The following is a 17,627-nucleotide window of genomic DNA, read 5'->3' on the forward strand; positions in this document are numbered from 1 at the left end:
CCGGTCTTCTGCCGGCCAGCGGATAAAAGAGGGCATTCTGATGCTATCTCGTTTCCTGGCGGCCGTGGCCGCCATGGTCGTGGTCGTTGCCGCGTCCAATATCCTGGTGCTCTATCCGTTTCAGGTCCAGCTCGGCTCGGTCAATCTCGCCGATCTCCTGACCTGGGGCGCCTTCACCTTCCCCTTCGCCTTTCTCATCACCGACCTCACCAACCGCTATGATGGCCCGCGCAATGCGCGCCGCGTCGTGCTGGTGGGCTTTTTGGTGGGTCTCGCGGTCTCGTTCTACCTGAGCTTTAATCCCCTGCCCTGGAATGCCGGCGGCGCTTCGGCAACGACGCAGCGTATCGCGCTGGCTTCGGCGGCGGCCTTCGTCACCGGCCAATTGCTCGATATCGGCATCTTTTCCCGCCTGCGTGCTTCGCGCGCCTGGTTCCTGCCGCCGCTGGTCGCCTCGCTCTTTGGCTCCATGATCGACACGGCTATCTTCTTTACCGTTGCCTTTGCGCCGGCTCTGGCCGGTATCGACGCGCTTTTCGGCCTGCAGGACGGTTCGCTGGCCTTCCCCGCGCCCTTCCTCGGCATTGGCCCGGAAGTCCCGCTCTGGACCTCACTGGCCGCCGGCGATTTCCTGGTAAAGTTCCTGGCGGCATTGGTGCTGCTGGCGCCCTATCGCGCGCTCATGGGCAAGCTCAAGCCGCTGCTGCCGTTGGGCAACCACACACTCGCCTAGCAGGTGACGCGAATCTCGGCAAAACCGGTGGTGGCTTCATCGCCGCCAGAGGTGACCGCGATCATGCAGGCCGTGCCCGGCAAGGGCACGGTGCCGCCCGATGGCACGGTGGTGCCGTCGGTCAGCGAGATATAGCCATTGTTAACATTCATCACTTCGATGGTCGTCTCGGTGCCGCAGACGGGATAGGAATCCCCGGAGGCAACAAGCAGGCGCATGCCTGAGGGCAGGCAATCGCCATCGCTTTCAGTGGACGCCGTGGGACCCGACGCGGCCGGCGTTGCTGTCGGCACTGCCTCGGCGGCCGCAGCCACGCCGCGCCAGTTCTGCTCAAGGATGGCAAGGCGATTTTCGAGCGCCGAAAGAGCAGCCGTGTCGGGTGCCTGCTCCGCGACCGGAGCCGGTATCGTCTGCGCTCCGCGCTGGACATAAAGATCAAGGCTGAGGCGCAACTGGGCGATCTCGGTTGAAACCCGCAGCATTTCCCGGCGCATATCGGTATAAATCCAGGCGCTGGCTGCGAGGGAGGCGAGCCCGATCACCGCGGCGCAAATGCCGAAGATCAGGCTCTTTTTCAACCGACGCCGACGGCGGTGCCGCCTGACGCTGGCAAGGGCCGGAGAGTCAATATCGCCCACGAGCACGTCAGGGGCCTCCCCGGCATTGCCAGTTTCCGGCGATGTCTTCTCGCTCGGCTTGTCGTCCACGCCGCTCGCTCCTCGTCACATTGGCGTGACGGAGGTCACACCAAACTGGGGCCGAACTAAGGACCAAATCTATTGCGCAGGCGTTGCAGCGACTTCGGTCGTCGACTGCGGATTGCCCGTAATCATATTGCCAATGCCCGAAAAGAACCCGGACACCGCCTCGCTTCTTTCCTTGAGCGCCGCTTCATTGGCCGCCTGACGTTGGACGCCTGCTGCCACATTGGCGAGAGCGCTGGCATCGGCAACCTTGCGGGCTTCAACCTCGGCATTCTGGTAGGTCGCCGGGCACGGCCCGATGGGATTGAGCCCCGATGCCGTCGGATTGAAGATATAGCGCTGCTCGCACACGTCCCAGGCCGGCGGAGTCTTGGTCAGGTCGAAGTAGTCGTAGCCTTCCTTGATATTCTGCCAGAATGCGAGGTGCTGATTGGAGGCGTTCTGGGTCAGGCTGGCCGTGGTCATGCGGAAGGGGAATATCTGCACCTGGAAGCTCGGATTGCCACCCTTGAAAGTTTCGCGGGCCAGGGCATAGATTTCGGCAATGCCGGCATCGGTCATGGCATAGCAGCCGACCGACTTGCAGTCCCCATGCACCATCAGGTTCGAGCCCGAACGGCCATTGGCACGGTCGAACTTGTTCGGAAAGCCGGTATTGAAGGCCAGAAAGTAGTTCGACTTGGGATTCATCAGGCCGGGCGTGATCGTATAGAAGCCTTCCGGGCTCTGATAATCGCCCTCTTTGAATTTTGGGCCGAGATCGCCCGAATAGGAGCAGATCTCATAAGTCTTGAGCATCTTGTACTGGCCCGAGCTCGTGCGCTTCCACACTTCGAGCTGCTCTTCCTTCTTGAAGATGCGCACAACCATGGCTTCGCCCGGCGAGGAGCCCATGTCGTGAAGCGCTTTCACCATGGCTGGGGCCAGGGGGACATTGTGCCGGTTGTCGCCACCCCCGACGAAGTTGGAGCAGGCGGCGAGCCCGAAGCCCAGCCACGCGATGATGATGAACGCTGCGATGCGATGAAAGATATTGGCAGTCACGAACAGGGCCCGAAAAATCCGCCCAGAGGGGCATGGTTAGCGCAGCATGACTAGGCTGGGTGAAGGAAGCCTTATCACGCCGCCCGGTCAGGCGGAAAGCTCCCCACTTTCACGCAATAGTGTGGATACCGGCCGCGCATTTTGACCCGATGACAGGACTGCTCAAACCCGCTAGAAAGCCTGCAGTGGCCGGAAGGTGGCCCGCAGCTCGCGCCTGGTTTCAGGCATGGCAAATGCCTTCCTCTTGCGACACGCGCTTTCCCTTTCCTTCCGGGCGACGCCGTCGGCAATGCGAGCGCTGACCCGGACGTTTCGCCCCTATGGAGACGGAACCATGCGCGATTTTCGCGATGCAAAGGCCATGGCCAAGGCTTTGAAACTGGCCCTCGAACAGGACGGCGCCGAGATTGCCCATACAAGGGCGCTCGAGATCGTGGCCCGCCAGTTCGATTTCCCAAGCTGGAACGTGCTTTCAAGTAAGATCGAGACACAGGAAGACAAGCCTGCCATCGCCTTCGAACAGGCGGTGCCGATCGTGCGCATCTTCGATCTGGCAAAGACCCAGGAATTCTATTTCGATTTCTTGGGTTTCTCGCTCGATTGGGAGCATCGCTATGGCGAGAATTTCCCGGTCTATATGCAGGTCTCGCGCGGCGGACTGCGGCTGCATCTTTCCGAACATGCCGGCGACGCGACGCCCGGCGGCAATATGTGCGTCTATATGAAAGGCATCCGCGCCTTTCATGCCGAGCTCACGGCCAAGAATTATCGCTACATGAAGCCCGGGCTGGAAAAGAGCGATGATCGGCTGGAAGTGACCGTAACCGATCCCTTCAACAATCATATTCGCTTCATGGAAATCGTCGGCGCCTAGGCGCCACATCCGCCGTCATTGCCTTGGCAGTGACGGCGGATGGCATGTCTTCAGGTACTGGCCGCCTTGGCATTGGCCTCGGCCACCAGTTCGTCAGGAATGTCGTCGAAACTGGCATAGTTCATGTTGTAGAGGCGCGAATAGAGGCCACCCAGCTCCATGAGTTGGTCGTGATTGCCCTCTTCGATCTTTTCCCCGTTCTGCAACACGATGATCCGGTCGGCACCGCGAATGGTGGCGAGACGGTGCGCAATGACGAGGCCGGTGCGGCCCTTGAGCAGGATTTCGAGCGCCTTCTGAATCTGCCGCTCGGTATAGCTATCGATATTGGCCGTCGCTTCGTCGAGCACGAGAATTTTCGCGTCCGCAACGAGAGCGCGGGCAAAACTCAGGAGCTGGCGCTGACCCAGGGACAAGTTCGAACCGCGTTGTTCGAGCTTGCTGTCATAGCCGCCCGGCAGGCGTTCGATGAACTCATGCGCGCCGACCGCCTTGGCCGCCGCGATGACATCTTCGCGGGTCGCCGAGGCCTTGTTGTACTTGATGTTGTCGAACACCGAGCCGGTGAAAAGGAACGGCTCCTGCAGCACCATGGCGACCTGCTCGCCCAGGCTCTCCTGGGTGACATTGCGCACATCGTGCCCGCCGACCAGCACGGCCCCGCCCTGCACTTCATAGAAGCGATGGACGAGCGACATGGCGCTGGTCTTGCCCGAGCCGGTCGGCCCGACAAGCGCGACCGTCTCACCCGGATTGACCCGGAAGGAGACATTTTTCAGCACCGGCCGATTGGGATCGTAGCCGAAAACCACATCGTGGAAGGCGACCGAGCCATCCATGTCGCCGGTCAGCGTCAGCGCATCGGGCTTGTCGGTGATGGTCACCGGCAAATCCAGCACTTCGGTGATGCGGCGGCCCGAGGTCATGGCGCGCTGCATGATCGAATACTGCATGGTCAGCGAGCGGATCGGATCGAAGAAGCGCTGGATGTAGAACAGGAACGCGACGATGACGCCAACCTGCAACGCGCCATTGAGCACCAGCGAGCCGCCGACCAGAACCACGGTTGCCATGGCGATACCGGTGAGGCTGTCGACGATGGGGACCATTACCTGCGCATATTTGGAGCCGGTAAGCTGGGTTTCGAGGTTGTGATAGGCCTTGTCGTCATAGAGGTCGAAATTGACCTGCTGGCGCTCGAGGTTCTGCACCGTGCGCACGCCATTGATGCCTTCGGCCATGGCGCCATTGGTCAGCGAGTTCGTCTCATGCGCCGCCCAGAAGGCGCGTTTGGCCGGCGGCAGCCAAAAAATGCGGACGATGAACAGCACCGGCATAGTGACGAGAGTAAGAAGACCCAGCCATGGATCGAGCGTCAGCAGCACCACGACAATGCCGACCAAGAGCACGATATCGCCCACGGAAATAACGGAAGTTTCCAAAAACTCCTGCATGGAATTGACGTCGCCCTGGAGGCGGCTCATCAGGCGACCGACTTCGGTCTTGTCCATGAAGCTGAGGGATACGCGCTGCAATTGCGCGAACATGGCGCGGCGCATGTCGAAGAGGACGTTTTCCGCGACCTGCCCCACCTGCGTTTCCTGCACATAGGAAGCGCCGAAATTGAACAGCACGGCCACGGCAAAAGCGACCACGGCCCAGATGAGATTATTGGCATTGCCGCCCGCCACCATGGCGCCGTCAATGGCCCAGCCGATGATGAGCGGAATGGCGAGCTGCGTGGCGGTAAAGACCAGCACGGCCGCGACGGAGAGGTAAATCTTTGTCCGATAGGGTTTCACGAAGGCCCAGATGCGGCGCACCGTCTTGGGATCATAGGCCTTGCCAAAGACCTCTTCCTCGATGCGGTGGCTGCCTACGGAGGCGCGCGGCGGCCGCTGGCCCGGAAAACTTGCGACGTCCCGTTCGTCGTCCTCGACCACGCTCATTGGGCGGCCCTTTCTACGTCGATATCTTCGGTCGGGCGTGTCTGGAGGTCATAGAGCGCCGAATAGCGCCCGCCCAGAGCCAGGAGCTCGGCATGGCTGCCGCGCTCGACGATCTCGCCGTCTTCGAGGAACAGAATGGTGTCGGCATGCATGAGCGAAGACAGGCGATGCGCGATGATGATGGTCACGCGATCGCTGGCGTAGGCGCGGATGGCCGAGCGGATACGATGCTCGGTGCCGGCGTCGATGGCGGCGGTCGAGTCGTCGAAGACCATGACGGCCGGCCGCATCACGAGGCTGCGCGCAATGGCAAGGCGCTGGCGCTGGCCGCCCGAGAGCGACACGCCACGTTCGCCCACCACCGTGTCATAATCGGTCGGCAGGCCCATGATGTAATTGTGGAGCTGCGCGCTTTCCGCCGCCTTCTCGATCTTGGTTTCCTTGGCCCAGGGATCGCCATAGGCGATGTTGTTCTCGATCGTGGTGGTGAAGAGGAACGAGTCCTGCTGCACCACGCCGACCTGCCGGCGCAGCGATTCGATGGTCACGTCGCGCACGTCCTGGCCATCAATAGTCACGCGGCCGGAGGTCACGTCATAAAAGCGCGGGATGAGATGGGCGATCGTCGACTTGCCACTACCAGGCGCGCCGACAATGCCGATGGTCTCGCCCGAGCGGCCTTCGAAGGTAATGCCCTTGAGGGTCGGATGCGTGGCACCGGGATAGGTGAAGTGCACGTTCTCGAAGCGCAGCGTGCCTTCGCCGAGTTGCAGGGGCTTTGCGCCGGGCTTGTCCTCGATTTCGATCGCCTGATCGATAAAGGCATAGAACCGCTCGCCGCAGGTATCGGCGCGGGCGAAGGAATTGACCATGAGGCCAAGCTGGCGCACCGGCATCTGCAGAATGGTCATGAAGGTGAGGAAGCTCGCCAGCGTACCGACGCTCATTTCTCCACCGATCACCTTGTTGCCGCCGACCCAGAGCACCAGGCCCATGGCGGCAAAGAAGGAGAAGGTCATCATGGAAGTATTCTTGACGCGGATCAGGACGCGATCATGCGCCAGCTCCAGCGCCGACTTGGATGCCTTGTCGAACTTATTGAGCTCGAATTTCTGGCCCGAAAAAGCGCGCACCACGCGGATGCCGCCGAGATTTTCTTCCATCACCCGGGTCAGGATCGAGAGCCGCTCCTGCAGCACCACCCAGGTGGCGCGGAGGGTCAGTTGCGCCACCGAGGAACGCCAGGCGACAAAGGGAACAAAGCTCAGGGCGAGAAGACCCAGAACGACGTCGGTCGTCAGCAGCATATAGGCGCCGACCCCGATCAGCACCGTGAGCAGGATGGTGCGCACGAAGCCGGTCGAAAAGAACATGCGCACGCCGTCGAGATCGAGCAGGCCCAGGGTGATCAGGTCGCCCGAATGCACCCGGTCATGATAGGAATAGGAGAGCTTTTGCACCTTATCGTAGAAGGCAAGGCGCAGCTCGTAGCCGACATGATGGCCTACCGATTCCGAATAATAGTTCTGGACCAGGGTGAAAAGGCCGCGCGCTACCGAGACGAGGAGCAGCGTCGCCGCGCTCCAGAACAGGGCCTGCTGCGCCCCTTCGGCCGCTGTGCTCAGCACGTTCTGCGCCTGATCGACCGCATGGCCGAGCAGGCGTGGGATCATCAATTGCAGCACCGAGGCGATGATCGTTGCGCCAATGGCAAGGCTCGCCTGCCAATAGTGTCGCAGGGAGAAGAAGGTTATGCGCAACAACGGGCTTCGGCCTTTGCCGGCATAGACGGCGGCCAAGTGAGCCCGAGCATCGCCGCGTGAACGTTCGCGGCCAGCCTTGAGGGTAGGCAAGGGACTATCCAGACATCAAAAAGTGGGGCCCGAAGGGGGAGGCGGGGGTCCCGTCGACCGGGATCGGGCAAATCAATGCCTGCCTATAAAAGTCGCATTGCGCGTACCATTCAAGGTGCAAATTGCGCAAAATTTGCAACTTTTTGACGTCCCGAAGGGTGAAAGGCTCCAGTGGAGCCTTTCAAGTCGAAAAGGCCATCAGACCTATGGTCGAATGGCATGCACGGACGGCGAGGCAGCAAAGCCGCCTCACCCGAAATCGCTGGGCCAGGGCTAAGCCCCTATTCCAGCCGAACCAACAGGTCTTTCGCGTCGATCTGATCGCCCGGACGGATCAGCAGTTCCGCCACCGTGCCACCGACTTCGGCATGGATCGCCGTTTCCATCTTCATGGCTTCGATCGAGCACAGCACATCGCCGGCCTCGACCTTCTGGCCTTCCTTGACGGCGAGGGTCGAGATGACGCCCGGCATCGGCGCGCCGACCTGCTTGGGGTCGCCCGCCACGGCCTTGGCACGAACCTTGACTTCGCCCGCCTTCAGGCGATCGGGCACCACGATGGTGCGCGGCTGACCGTTGAGATCGAAGAAGACGCGAACCTCGCCCTTTTCATTGGTCGGAGCGCGGCCGAGATAGTTGACGACCAGCGTCTTGCCCTTCTCGATGTCGACAAGCAGCTCGTCGCCTTCCTCGAGACCATAGAAATAGACCGGCGTCGGCAGGGCTTCGGTCGGACCATAGCGATCCTGGGTCTTTTCGAAATCCGAATAGACTTTTGGGTACATCAGGTACGAGGCGAGGCGGAAATCGTCGACCGGCATGCCGACCTCGTCCGAAATCTTCTTGCGTTCGGCTTCGAGGTCGACATCCTTCAGATAGGACCCCGGCCGCTCGGTCAGAGCCGTCTTGCCCTTGAGCACCTTCTTCTGGAGAGCCTGCGGGAAGCCGCCGGGGGGCTGGCCGAGATCGCCGGCAAAGAAGCCGACCACGGAATCGGGGAAGGCAATGTCCTTGTCCGGATTTTCGACGTCGCTGCGGGTAATGCCGGCCGAAACCATGGCCAATGCCATATCCCCGACGACCTTGGAAGACGGTGTCACCTTGACGATGTCGCCGAACATCTTATTGACGTCGGCATAAGTCTGGGCGACCTCGTGCCAGCGGGTCTCAAGACCGAGCGAACGGGCCTGTTCCTTGAGATTGGTGAACTGGCCGCCCGGCATTTCGTGGAGATAAACTTCCGAAGCGCCGCCCTTGAGATCGCTCTCAAAGGCCCGGTACTGGGTGCGCACGGCTTCCCAATAGAAGGAAATCTGGCGGATCGCCTTGGAATCGAGCTGCGGATCGCGTTCGGAGCCATCAAGCGCCGCAACCAGCGAACCCAAAGTCGGCTGAGACGTCGTCGAGGACAGAGCGTCCATGGCGGCATCGACCGCATCGACACCGGCTTCCACCGCCGCCAGCACCGTGGCCGCCGAAGCGCCCGAGGTGTCGTGGGTGTGGAGGTGAATCGGCAGGTCGGTTTCGTTGCGCAGCGTCGAAATCAGCTTCTTGGCCGCAGCGGGCTTGAGCAGACCCGCCATGTCCTTGATGCCGAGAACATGGACGCCGGCAGCTTCGAGCTCCTTGGCAAGACCCACATAATATTTCAGGTCATACTTGGAGCGATCAGGGTCAAAAAGGTCGCCGGTATAGCAGATGGCGCCTTCCGCCACCTTGCCCTCGGCCGCCACGGCATCGATCGAAACACGCATGTTTTCGACCCAGTTGAGGCAGTCGAAAATGCGGAAGATATCGACGCCGCCGCGAGCAGCCTGCTTGACGAAGAATTTTACGACATTGTCGGGGTAGTTCGTATAGCCGACGCCATTGGAGCCGCGCAGCAGCATTTGCGTGAGAATGTTCGGCGCACCCTCGCGCACCTTGGCGAGGCGCTCCCACGGATCCTCATTGAGGAAGCGCATGGAGACGTCGAAGGTCGCGCCGCCCCAGCATTCCAGCGAAAAGAGGTTCGGCAGGCCACGGCTATAGGCTTGGGCGATGCGGGTGATGTCGAACGAGCGCATGCGCGTTGCGAGCAGCGACTGGTGCGCGTCGCGCATGGTCGTGTCGGTAAAGAGCACGCGGCCCTGGCGCTTCATCCACTTGGCAAGACCAACCGGACCATCGCGATCGAGCACCTGGCGGCTGCCTTCGATGACGATCAGCGGATCGAATTCCGGCACGAAGGGCGCCGCGGCATCGGCGGGCGGACGCGGGCGATCGCGCACTTCCGGATGCCCGTTCACGGTCACGTCGGCGATGTAGGAAAGGAGCTTCGTCGCACGATCGCGGCGCGGCTTGAAGTTGAACAGTTCTGGTGTCGTATCGATGAAGCGCGTCGTGTAGCGGTTCTCGACGAAATCGGGATGCGTGATGATGTTTTCGAGGAATGCGAGATTGGTCGCGACGCCACGAATACGGAACTCGCGCAGGGCGCGGTGCATACGCGCAATGGCTTCTTCAGCCGACGGCGCCCAGCAGGTGACCTTTTCCAAGAGCGGATCGTAGTAGCGGGTGATGACCGCGCCCGAATAGGCCGTGCCGCCATCGAGGCGCACGCCAAAGCCCGTGGCACCGCGATAGGCGGTGATGCGGCCATAGTCCGGAATAAAATTCTGTTCCGGATCTTCCGTCGTCACGCGGCACTGGATGGCATTGCCGTTGAGCCGGATGTTTTCCTGCAGCGGAACGCCCGATTCCGGGGTGCCGATCACGGCGCCATCGAGCAGGTGAATCTGCGCCTTGACGATATCGATGCCCGTCACTTCTTCGGTGACGGTATGCTCCACCTGAATGCGCGGGTTCACTTCGATGAAGTAGAACTTGTCGGTATCAGCATCCATGAGGAATTCGACGGTACCGGCGCCGCGATAGTTCGCGGCATTGCCGAGGCGCACGGCAGCATCGGTCAGGTCCTTGCGGACAGCGTCGGACAGATAGGGCGCCGGGGCGCGCTCGACCACCTTCTGGTTACGGCGCTGAACGGAGCAGTCGCGCTCGTAAAGATGCACGAGATTGCCGTGATCGTCGCCGATGAGCTGGACTTCGACGTGGCGGGCGCGCTCGATCAGCTTTTCGAGATACATCTCGTCCTTGCCGAAAGCCGCCTTGGCCTCGCGCTTGCCTTCCGAAACTTCCGAAAGCAGCGTCTTTTCATCCATGATGCGGCGCATGCCGCGGCCGCCGCCACCCCACGAGGCCTTCAGCATCAGCGGATAGCCGATCTCGGCGGCGAGCTTCTTGATCGCTTCGGGATCATCGGGCAGCGCTTCGGTCGCCGGCACGACCGGCACCTTGGAGGCAATCGCCATATTGCGCGCGGCAACCTTGTTGCCGAGATCGCGCATGGTCTGGGCGCGCGGGCCGATGAAGATGATGCCGGCATCATCGCAGGCATCGACGAATTCCGGGCTTTCCGAGAGAAGGCCATAGCCGGGATGGATCGCATCGGCGCCGGAGATACGGGCGATGCGGATATATTCTTCGATCTGCAGATAGGCTTCGACCGGGCCCTTGCCCTTGCCAATCAGATAGGCCTCGTCGGCCTTGAAACGGTGCAGCGCCAGCTTGTCTTCTTCGGCATAGACCGCGACGGTTTTCAGACCCAGTTCGTTGGCGGCGCGAAACACGCGGATGGCGATTTCGCTGCGGTTGGCGACGAGGATTTTCTTGATTGGCATCGATTTAAATTCCGAGCAGGAGAGGTTGAGGACCCGTTTGCCCGGGTCCGGCTCAGCAGTGTCGGTAGAATGGATGGCGGGCCATCCACGCCGCCATGGTCTTAATGTCAGCTTCTCGAAAGAATGCCGGCCAGATGGCTCATGTCATAGCCGGCCTCAGCCGCCTGCGAGATGATTTCCGATGCATCCATTTCACCGGCCTGGCTCAGCGCCCACAGGGTCGTCGAACGCGTACCGGAACGGCAGAAGCAGAATACGGGGCCGTCGCTCCCCTCGATGACGGCCTTGGTCTTCTCGACGAGTTCGGCATTGACGCCCTCTCGCCCCAGCGGAATGGCATGATAGGCAAGCCCGGCTGCCTTGGCCGCTGCTTCGATCTCCTCACCCGCCGGCTGGTCGGGAGATTCACCGTCGGGACGGTTGTTGACGATGGCAACGAAACCCAGGGATTTGAGCGTGGCGACATCTTCGGGGCTGATCTGCCCAGAAACGCTGACGTGATCGTTGATCCGCTTCAAGTCCAAGTCGCTACTCCCCAAATCCGCCCATTGGCTTCCCGCCCCCCTTATATCCACCGGGCGGCAAGCCATGCAACTGTCGGTTAGTCGAAGAGTACTGATAGTTACGCTCAGGCCGCGTCGGCGACCGCCAGACGCTTGAGCGGCGCCGGCCGGCCGAGGAGATAGCCCTGAAAGGCGCTGCAACCGGCGCGACGCAGCATGTCGAGCTGCGCTTCGGTCTCGACACCCTCGGCAATCACATCGACTTTCAGCGAGCGGGCAATATCGCAAATGGCGCCGACGATCATGGCATCGATCCGGTTGTCGCCCAGATTGGCGATATAGGTGCGGTCGATCTTGATGATGTCGAAGGCAAAGCCGCGCAGATATTGGAGGCTCGCATGCCCGGCGCCGAAATCGTCGATGGCGACCTTCAGCCCCAAAGCACGGATGGCATCGAGATTGGCCTGCTCCACCGCGCCCGCCACCATGGGCACTGTCTCGGTGACCTCGACAATCAGCATGCCCGGGTCGACGCCCATTTCCTCGACCACAAGGCCCAATTGCCGCGCAAAATCAGAGCGGCGCAACTGGGCGGGCGAGACATTGACGGCAACCGGGGTGCGCAGGGTTTCGAGATCGGCACAGGCCCGTCGAAGCACCCATTCGCCGAGCTTGTCGATCAGGTCGCTTTCCTCGGCAATGGCGATGAACTGGGCCGGCGGAATCATCCCGCGCACCGTGTGCTTCCAGCGGAGGAGTGCTTCATGCGAGCGCACGCGCATGTCGGCACCAAAAACCGGCTGGTAGTGCAGTTCAAGTTCATCCATCAGCAGCGCTGCGCGCAATTCGCGCTCGATGAAGCGGCGATGACGCTCGTCACCCAGCATGTCGGGATCGAAGGCCACGACCTGTCGCCGCCCCGCCTTTTTGCCCTTGTAGAGCGCCAGATCCGCCTTGGCGATGAGATCGTCGACATCGGTGGCGTCGGCCGGGGCCAAGGCTAGGCCGATGGTCGCCGAAAGCCGGGTCGGACGCCCGGCGACATTGACCGGCTGATCGAGCCGGCGCAGCAATTCTTCGCCGAGCCGCCGCAACGCGCCGCGATTGTCGCAACCGGGAATGGCAATGCCGAATTCGTCGCCCCCGAGGCGGCCAACAACGGCGCCGGGCATGACGATGCCGATGGTCTTGGCGAGGTGCGTTAGGGCAGCATCGCCGGCCGCGTGCCCTGCCCCGTCATTGAGCACCTTCAAATTGTCCATATCGAGCAGCAGATAGCCCAGCGACTTGTCCGAGCCGTGATGCACGTCGTTGCGTAGCGCTTCCATGAAATAGGAGCGCGTGAAAACCCCGGTCAACGCATCGCGATGCACCGAGGCCATGACGGCTCGCGTGGTCCGCGCCGAGCGCAGGAGGTCGCGGCGGATCGTGCGATGGCCGGCAATCAGCCCAACCAGCCCCAGAGCCGATAGCGCTGCAACGACAAGGATCATGAAGGGGTCGAGCCGGTCCGCGACGCGGCTGACAAGCAGCAGCGCGGTCGCGACCGCAGCCAGAAAACTGAGGGCAACGAGAATGGCAATGGAGCGATAATTCGACAGGATGAGCCCGAAGCGGTCGACCTGGCGAATATCTCGGTCACTGGCACTGCTTCTGCGCAATGCACGGCCCGGTCGGGAAAGACCACGAGCAAGCATCGCTCGGCTCCGCTCTCTTAACGAAAGATTCATAAATAGTTCAGGGGCTTAAAGGCGCATATGGCAGCACATTACGTGACCGGGCAGCGTCCCGGATGACGGTTCGATGACAAATCCTCGAAGCCCAAACTTATGGTATATGGCGCGTAAAGCCGCTCAGGGGGTCGCGCCGAGCCAGGTGCCCCAAAGATCGCGACGCGTGGCGACGAAGCGCTCCGCCATTCCTTCGGCCGTTGCGCCGGGCTCGTTGAGCTGGCCAAGCAACGTATTCATTTCCGCGATCGGCATTGTGGCCCGCTGGAAATAGGACGCGACGGTTGGGGCTTCGGTAAAAACCCACTCCGCCAATGCGGTGACGACCGTTTCGGCCGGAAAGGAAGAAGGCTTGGGCGCCGCACATTCAAGCCGCGCCAGACATTTCATCGCCTCGTCGTCATAGGCACCCATATCGAGAGCCCGGAAATCGAGCTGTGCCAGAACGGCATTAGGTTGCCAGTAATAGAGGACAAAATTCTCGCGCCGACTTACCGCTTCGGCAATCAGGGCATCCATTTCGAAGCGATTGGCCGGCTCGACCAATTGCACGAGATTGGTCAAGCCATAGGCGGCGATGAGATTGCGATTGATGACCGAACAGGCCCAGTCCGCGGGACAGGAAATGAAGCGGACGGGGCTTTCGCTTGTCTGGGTCGAGAGCAGCGACTGCAGGGCTGCCGCGCTTGGCGGTCCGCCAAAGGCGCCCTCCATATAGGCCGGCACAAACCAGCCCTCCATCGTCGCTTCGGCATAGCTCGGCGCGACACTGCGCACCATCTGGGTTTCGATGGTGCCGTTCCACACATCAGCGATCCGGGTCACCCACATTTCCGGCGCCACGGTCGGCTGCCCCGTAGACCCCATGGAAGATGCGGTTGCAGCGAGATCGCCGGGCACGATGCGCGCATCGCAGGCGAATTCGGCATTGAGGATCCGGGTGTGGATTTCTGCGAGCAGTTCTGCCGACGGCCAGCTCATGCGCGCAATGGTCATGGGCTGGGTGCCGCAGGGCGGTGGCGGGGTTGCGGGCGCTTCGACGACTTCGCCCGCGGGCTCGGCCGGCGCGGCGGCGCCTTGCGGTTGATCCTGGGCACTGTCGAGCACAGTGATCTGCGCCAGGGCCGGACCGGCCAAAAGGGCCAGCATCAAGCCAGCAAAGACAGGGTGCCGAAATCGCATGCGCATCCTCATTCCACCGGTGCCAGTCTATGCGCAATCGCCTTGCCTTAAGCAACCGCGAGCGTTCACCATTTTGCCCAAGACCCCCGGTGACTCCCCACACGAAAATGTGCAACAGTCGCGCCAGCGGGGCGCGTGAGGCGCCCCCGGTATTCGTTGTGTCGCTGCAAGGAGGAGGCTGGCAAGGCCGCCCGGCACACAACGGCAACAGAGGGACGTCCATGTTCAAAAAAACCCTGACCCTGGCGGTCGCCGCCACTGCTCTGTCCATCGCCGCTCCGGCCTTGGCCCAGGACACCGGCGCCACCATCGGCTTTATCGGTGGCTTCACCGGCCCGATTGAATCCCTGACCCCGCCGATCTTTGGCGGCGCTGAACTGGTCGTGAAGCAGATCAACGAACAGGGCGGCGTTCTCGGCGGCGAGCTCAAGCTCATCTCCGCTGACGGCGCTTGCGACGCAACAGCCGCTGCCGCCGCTGCCGACAAGCTCATCAACACCGACAACGTGACCGGCATCGTCGGTGCACTCTGCACCGGTGAAACCATCGGCGCCTTCAACGGCTCGGGTCTCTCGGGTGGCGTGGTCTTCATCTCGCCCGCCTCTTCGGCTCCGGCTCTGACCACGCTCGAAGACAATGACCTTGTCTATCGCACCACCCCGTCCGACGCGCTCCAGGGCGTGAAGCTGGCCAACCTGCTGCTGGCCAAGGGCGTCAACGACATCGCCATCACCTATGTGAACAACGACTACGGCAAGGGCTTTGCCGACGCGCTGGCTGCTGCCTACACCGCCGGCGGCGGCACGGTTGCTGCCAATCTCGCACACGAAGAAGGCAAGGCCGACTATCGTGCCGAACTCGGCAATCTCGTCGCGTCGCAGAACCTCGTGATCCTCGCCTATGCCAACGCTTCGGGTAACACCGTACTGCGTCAGGCCGTCGAATCCGGCAACTTCACCACCTACGTTGGTGGCGACGGCATGGTTGGCGACGACCTGCTGAACGGCATCGACACCGCTGCTGTGGAAGGCCTGATCGCGACCCGCGCCGGCGCCCCGACCGGCGAGGCTGTCGATATCTACAACGCCTTCACCGGCGAGAACTTTACGGCCAACGCCACCTACGCTCCGCAGGCCTATGACGCCGCCTTCCTCCTGGCTCTCGCCATCGAGAAGAACGGTTCGACCAGCCGCGAAGGTCTCGCCGCCGCGCTGCGCGACGTTTCCTCCGCTCCGGGCGAAAAGATCCTGCCCGGCGAATGGACCAAGGCTGTCGAGCTGATCAAGGCCGGCACCGACATCGACTATGAAGGCGCCGGTGGCCCGCTCGACTTCGACGCCGCTGGCGACGTTGACGGCATCATTGTCGAACTCGCTGTCGAAGGCGGCAAGTTCGTCGAAAAGGGCGCGATCCAGTAATTTCGACGCCACACGAATGGCAAATTGCGAGGCTCGGGAGCAATCCCGGGCCTTTTTCTTGGGAGAGTTTGATGGCCGACGACCCGACGCTGCGCTTTTATGCCGACAATGCCGCGGTCTATGCCGAGCATGTGACAGTGCCGACAGGAAAGCGGCTCGACGCGTTCCTGGCTCTGGTTCCAGCGGGCGGCAAAATCCTCGAACTCGGCTGCGGCAATGGCAGGGACGCAGCACACATGCTTTCCCTCGGCTTTGATGTCGATCCCACCGATGGCACGCCGGAACTCGCGGCAGAGGCCGAAAAGCGGTTGGGCCGACCGGTTCGCATCTTGCGCTTCGAACAATTGGACGCAATTGCCGCCTATGATGGCATCTGGGCCTGCGCCAGCCTTTTGCACGCGCCGGCTTCGGACCTCGTCAGCATTCTGGGCCGCATCCATCGCGCCCTGCGCCCCGGCGGCGTCTTCACCGCCAGCTTCAAAGGCGGAACCGGCGAAGGACGCGACGAGCTTGGCCGCTACTACAATTATCCGACATCGGAACGCCTTCGCGCCGATTACGCAGCCGCCGGCTGGACCGACCTCACGCTCGAAGCGAATATGGGCAGCGGCTATGACGCAAAACCCACCGAATGGCTCTGGGTCACGGCGCGGCGAGCTGCCTAGACGCTATTGCGACAGCGTCTCGACCGCGATCTGCGGTCCATCCGTGCGCACGGTCACCGACAAATGCTGGGCCTGAACCACATCGAGCACCTTGCTTGGCCGATAGGCGCAGATCGCGATGCCGCCTGCAAAGCGCAGGCTGTCATAGAGAATGCCGTCTTCCCCCGCCGCCCGCTGCTGCTCCCCAAACGCCTGGCTCGCCATATAGTCCTGCCGATCGTAGAGCTGGGGTTCATCGGCGCCGCAGAGATCGACAAAGGCTCCCTCGAGCCGCGCGACATAGACCCGAAAGCAGCGCGTGGCGCTGGGTTGCCGACGCGTAAAAGCCTCGCGTCGGAGATGGTGCGCCACCTCGGCAAGACTGGCTTCGATCTTGTCCGCAGCGTACCAGGCGCCAAGGTCCGTGCCTGAAAAACGCCCGCCGCCCGGCGCCGCATGGAGGAATGCCGCCATGACGATGGAGGAGTTGATCCGACCGAACACCCATTCGTCCCGCGGCAAGCGGGCAATGCGTTCAGCCACCAGCCGGTCATTGGTCCAACCGGCCAGTTCCATCACTGCCTCGAGATCGGCAGCGCGCGAAACAGTGTCGAAAAGCCCGATGGGCGGGAATTGCGACGGGATGAGGCGATAGCTCGGTTGCGGGGCCGGCGCGTGGCGTTTTTCTAGCGCCACACGATATCTCCGGCTGTGGTCGCCGGAAAATCGGCATCGAGCCCATTGGGCGGCATATAGACCCCGCCCCGCGCCGCATCGAGAAAGCGCCGCACCTGCAGGATACCGTCAAGCGAACCCGATACGACGAGGCTCAGCGGTGCCTGTCCGCCAAAGAGCGGCGCATCATGCGGTCCCTTGAGCCAACCCAATTGCTCCCTCGCATCGGCAAAGAGTACGCCCAAGGCCTGGTGCACGCCGAATACTGCCGAAAGACGCATCAGCGCATCGACGTCGAGCGTGACCTCGCCCTGCTCGCGCGCCAGTTTCATCCAGTTCTGATAGGTCGAGCGGCTTGGATAGCCCAGGACCAGCCGACGCTGTTCCTCGTTGAGCCCCCAGAGATCGGCAATGGCGGCAAAGGTGCGCAGCGCCGGTGCGCTCAGCCGTCGGCGATTGGCAGGCTCAAAGCGTTCAACGCCGAGAACCTGAGCCTGACCGGCAAATGTAGCCTGCGGTGCCTCACCCAACCCAAATACGGACATCTCGATCTCCTTCGAGACCAAGATTGTCCATATTTAGACATTTGTCAAGTT

General features: G+C 61.9%; 14 protein-coding genes. 4 read left to right on the forward strand and 10 right to left on the reverse strand.

The window, feature by feature from the left end; genetic code table 11:
* The first annotated feature begins 40 nt into the window (after positions 1–40).
* A complete protein-coding gene (locus JP75_RS16960) occupies positions 41–733 on the forward strand; it encodes a queuosine precursor transporter (protein ID WP_035085373.1) in 693 nt (230 codons plus the stop codon).
* Here JP75_RS16960 and JP75_RS16965 read toward each other — a convergent pair.
* Together JP75_RS16965 and JP75_RS16970 are read right to left on the reverse strand one after the other, a co-directional pair.
* Positions 730–1,440 carry a hypothetical protein gene (locus JP75_RS16965; RefSeq protein WP_035085376.1) on the reverse strand — a complete coding sequence of 237 codons (711 nt, stop codon included), beginning with the start codon at positions 1,438–1,440 and terminating at the stop codon, positions 730–732. The two genes, JP75_RS16960 and JP75_RS16965, sit on opposite strands and share 4 nt — an antisense overlap.
* 69 nt (positions 1,441–1,509) lie before the next feature.
* Complete coding sequence (locus JP75_RS16970; protein ID WP_201772948.1) at positions 1,510–2,481, reverse strand: L,D-transpeptidase family protein; 972 nt, start codon at positions 2,479–2,481, stop codon at positions 1,510–1,512.
* A 334-nt stretch (positions 2,482–2,815) separates the two neighbouring features.
* Between JP75_RS16970 and JP75_RS16975 the strand changes: the two genes are divergently transcribed.
* Entirely contained in the window at positions 2,816–3,355 is a 540-nt protein-coding gene (locus JP75_RS16975; RefSeq protein WP_035085379.1) for a glyoxalase superfamily protein, read from the forward strand.
* Between the two features lie 50 nt (positions 3,356–3,405).
* Here the strand turns inward: JP75_RS16975 and JP75_RS16980 are convergent, their stop codons facing one another.
* From JP75_RS16980 to JP75_RS17005, 6 genes are all read right to left on the reverse strand, one after another.
* A complete protein-coding gene (locus JP75_RS16980) occupies positions 3,406–5,304 on the reverse strand; it encodes an ABC transporter ATP-binding protein (RefSeq protein WP_035085381.1) in 1,899 nt (632 codons plus the stop codon).
* Entirely contained in the window at positions 5,301–7,103 is a 1,803-nt protein-coding gene (locus tag JP75_RS16985; RefSeq protein WP_035085384.1) for an ABC transporter ATP-binding protein, read from the reverse strand. The genes JP75_RS16980 and JP75_RS16985 overlap by 4 nt, the downstream gene beginning before the upstream one ends.
* A 335-nt stretch (positions 7,104–7,438) precedes the next feature.
* Positions 7,439–10,879 carry a pyruvate carboxylase gene (gene pyc / locus JP75_RS16990; RefSeq protein ID WP_035085387.1) on the reverse strand — a complete coding sequence of 1,147 codons (3,441 nt, stop codon included), beginning with the start codon at positions 10,877–10,879 and terminating at the stop codon, positions 7,439–7,441.
* Between the two features lie 107 nt (positions 10,880–10,986).
* Positions 10,987–11,403 carry a protein tyrosine phosphatase family protein gene (locus tag JP75_RS16995; RefSeq protein ID WP_035085390.1) on the reverse strand — a complete coding sequence of 139 codons (417 nt, stop codon included), beginning with the start codon at positions 11,401–11,403 and terminating at the stop codon, positions 10,987–10,989.
* 104 nt (positions 11,404–11,507) lie between these two features.
* Positions 11,508–13,079 carry a putative bifunctional diguanylate cyclase/phosphodiesterase gene (locus JP75_RS17000; protein ID WP_051960830.1) on the reverse strand — a complete coding sequence of 524 codons (1,572 nt, stop codon included), beginning with the start codon at positions 13,077–13,079 and terminating at the stop codon, positions 11,508–11,510.
* 156 nt (positions 13,080–13,235) lie between these two features.
* Positions 13,236–14,294, reverse strand: coding sequence for a glycine betaine ABC transporter substrate-binding protein (locus tag JP75_RS17005; RefSeq protein WP_160194711.1), 1,059 nt, complete (start codon positions 14,292–14,294; stop codon positions 13,236–13,238).
* A 221-nt stretch (positions 14,295–14,515) separates the two neighbouring features.
* Here JP75_RS17005 and JP75_RS17010 point away from each other — a divergent pair, with 221 nt between their 5' ends.
* Positions 14,516–15,712 (forward strand): ABC transporter substrate-binding protein, encoded by a 1,197-nt coding sequence (locus JP75_RS17010; protein ID WP_035085396.1) that lies wholly within the window; start codon positions 14,516–14,518, stop codon positions 15,710–15,712.
* Positions 15,713–15,783: 71 nt separating this feature from the next.
* Entirely contained in the window at positions 15,784–16,377 is a 594-nt protein-coding gene (locus JP75_RS17015) for a class I SAM-dependent methyltransferase (protein ID WP_035085400.1), read from the forward strand.
* A gap of 3 nt (positions 16,378–16,380) precedes the next feature.
* Here JP75_RS17015 and JP75_RS17020 read toward each other — a convergent pair whose 3' ends face one another.
* Both JP75_RS17020 and JP75_RS17025 read right to left on the reverse strand, forming a co-directional pair.
* Positions 16,381–17,052 carry an RES family NAD+ phosphorylase gene (locus tag JP75_RS17020; protein WP_035085403.1) on the reverse strand — a complete coding sequence of 224 codons (672 nt, stop codon included), beginning with the start codon at positions 17,050–17,052 and terminating at the stop codon, positions 16,381–16,383.
* Positions 17,043–17,576, reverse strand: a complete 534-nt coding sequence (locus JP75_RS17025) for an antitoxin Xre/MbcA/ParS toxin-binding domain-containing protein (RefSeq protein ID WP_051960831.1) — start codon at positions 17,574–17,576, stop codon at positions 17,043–17,045. The genes JP75_RS17020 and JP75_RS17025 overlap by 10 nt, the downstream gene beginning before the upstream one ends.
* Positions 17,577–17,627 lie beyond the last annotated feature (51 nt).

The sequence above is a fragment of the Devosia riboflavina genome, from assembly GCF_000743575.1.
Taxonomy (GTDB): domain Bacteria; phylum Pseudomonadota; class Alphaproteobacteria; order Rhizobiales; family Devosiaceae; genus Devosia; species Devosia riboflavina.

What these genes read in the sequence shown, in the direction of transcription:
- JP75_RS16960 (WP_035085373.1), top strand. Translation starts at nt 41, where the DNA reads ATGCTATCTCGTTTCCTGGCGGCCGTGGCCGCCATGGTCGTGGTCGTT.
- JP75_RS16975 (WP_035085379.1), top strand. Translation starts at nt 2,816, where the DNA reads ATGCGCGATTTTCGCGATGCAAAGGCCATGGCCAAGGCTTTGAAACTG.
- JP75_RS16980 (WP_035085381.1), bottom strand. Translation starts at nt 5,304, where the DNA reads ATGAGCGTGGTCGAGGACGACGAACGGGACGTCGCAAGTTTTCCGGGC.
- pyc (WP_035085387.1), bottom strand. Translation starts at nt 10,879, where the DNA reads ATGCCAATCAAGAAAATCCTCGTCGCCAACCGCAGCGAAATCGCCATC.
- JP75_RS17000 (WP_051960830.1), bottom strand. Translation starts at nt 13,079, where the DNA reads ATGCTTGCTCGTGGTCTTTCCCGACCGGGCCGTGCATTGCGCAGAAGC.
- JP75_RS17005 (WP_160194711.1), bottom strand. Translation starts at nt 14,294, where the DNA reads ATGCGATTTCGGCACCCTGTCTTTGCTGGCTTGATGCTGGCCCTTTTG.
- JP75_RS17010 (WP_035085396.1), top strand. Translation starts at nt 14,516, where the DNA reads ATGTTCAAAAAAACCCTGACCCTGGCGGTCGCCGCCACTGCTCTGTCC.
- JP75_RS17015 (WP_035085400.1), top strand. Translation starts at nt 15,784, where the DNA reads ATGGCCGACGACCCGACGCTGCGCTTTTATGCCGACAATGCCGCGGTC.
- JP75_RS17025 (WP_051960831.1), bottom strand. Translation starts at nt 17,576, where the DNA reads ATGTCCGTATTTGGGTTGGGTGAGGCACCGCAGGCTACATTTGCCGGT.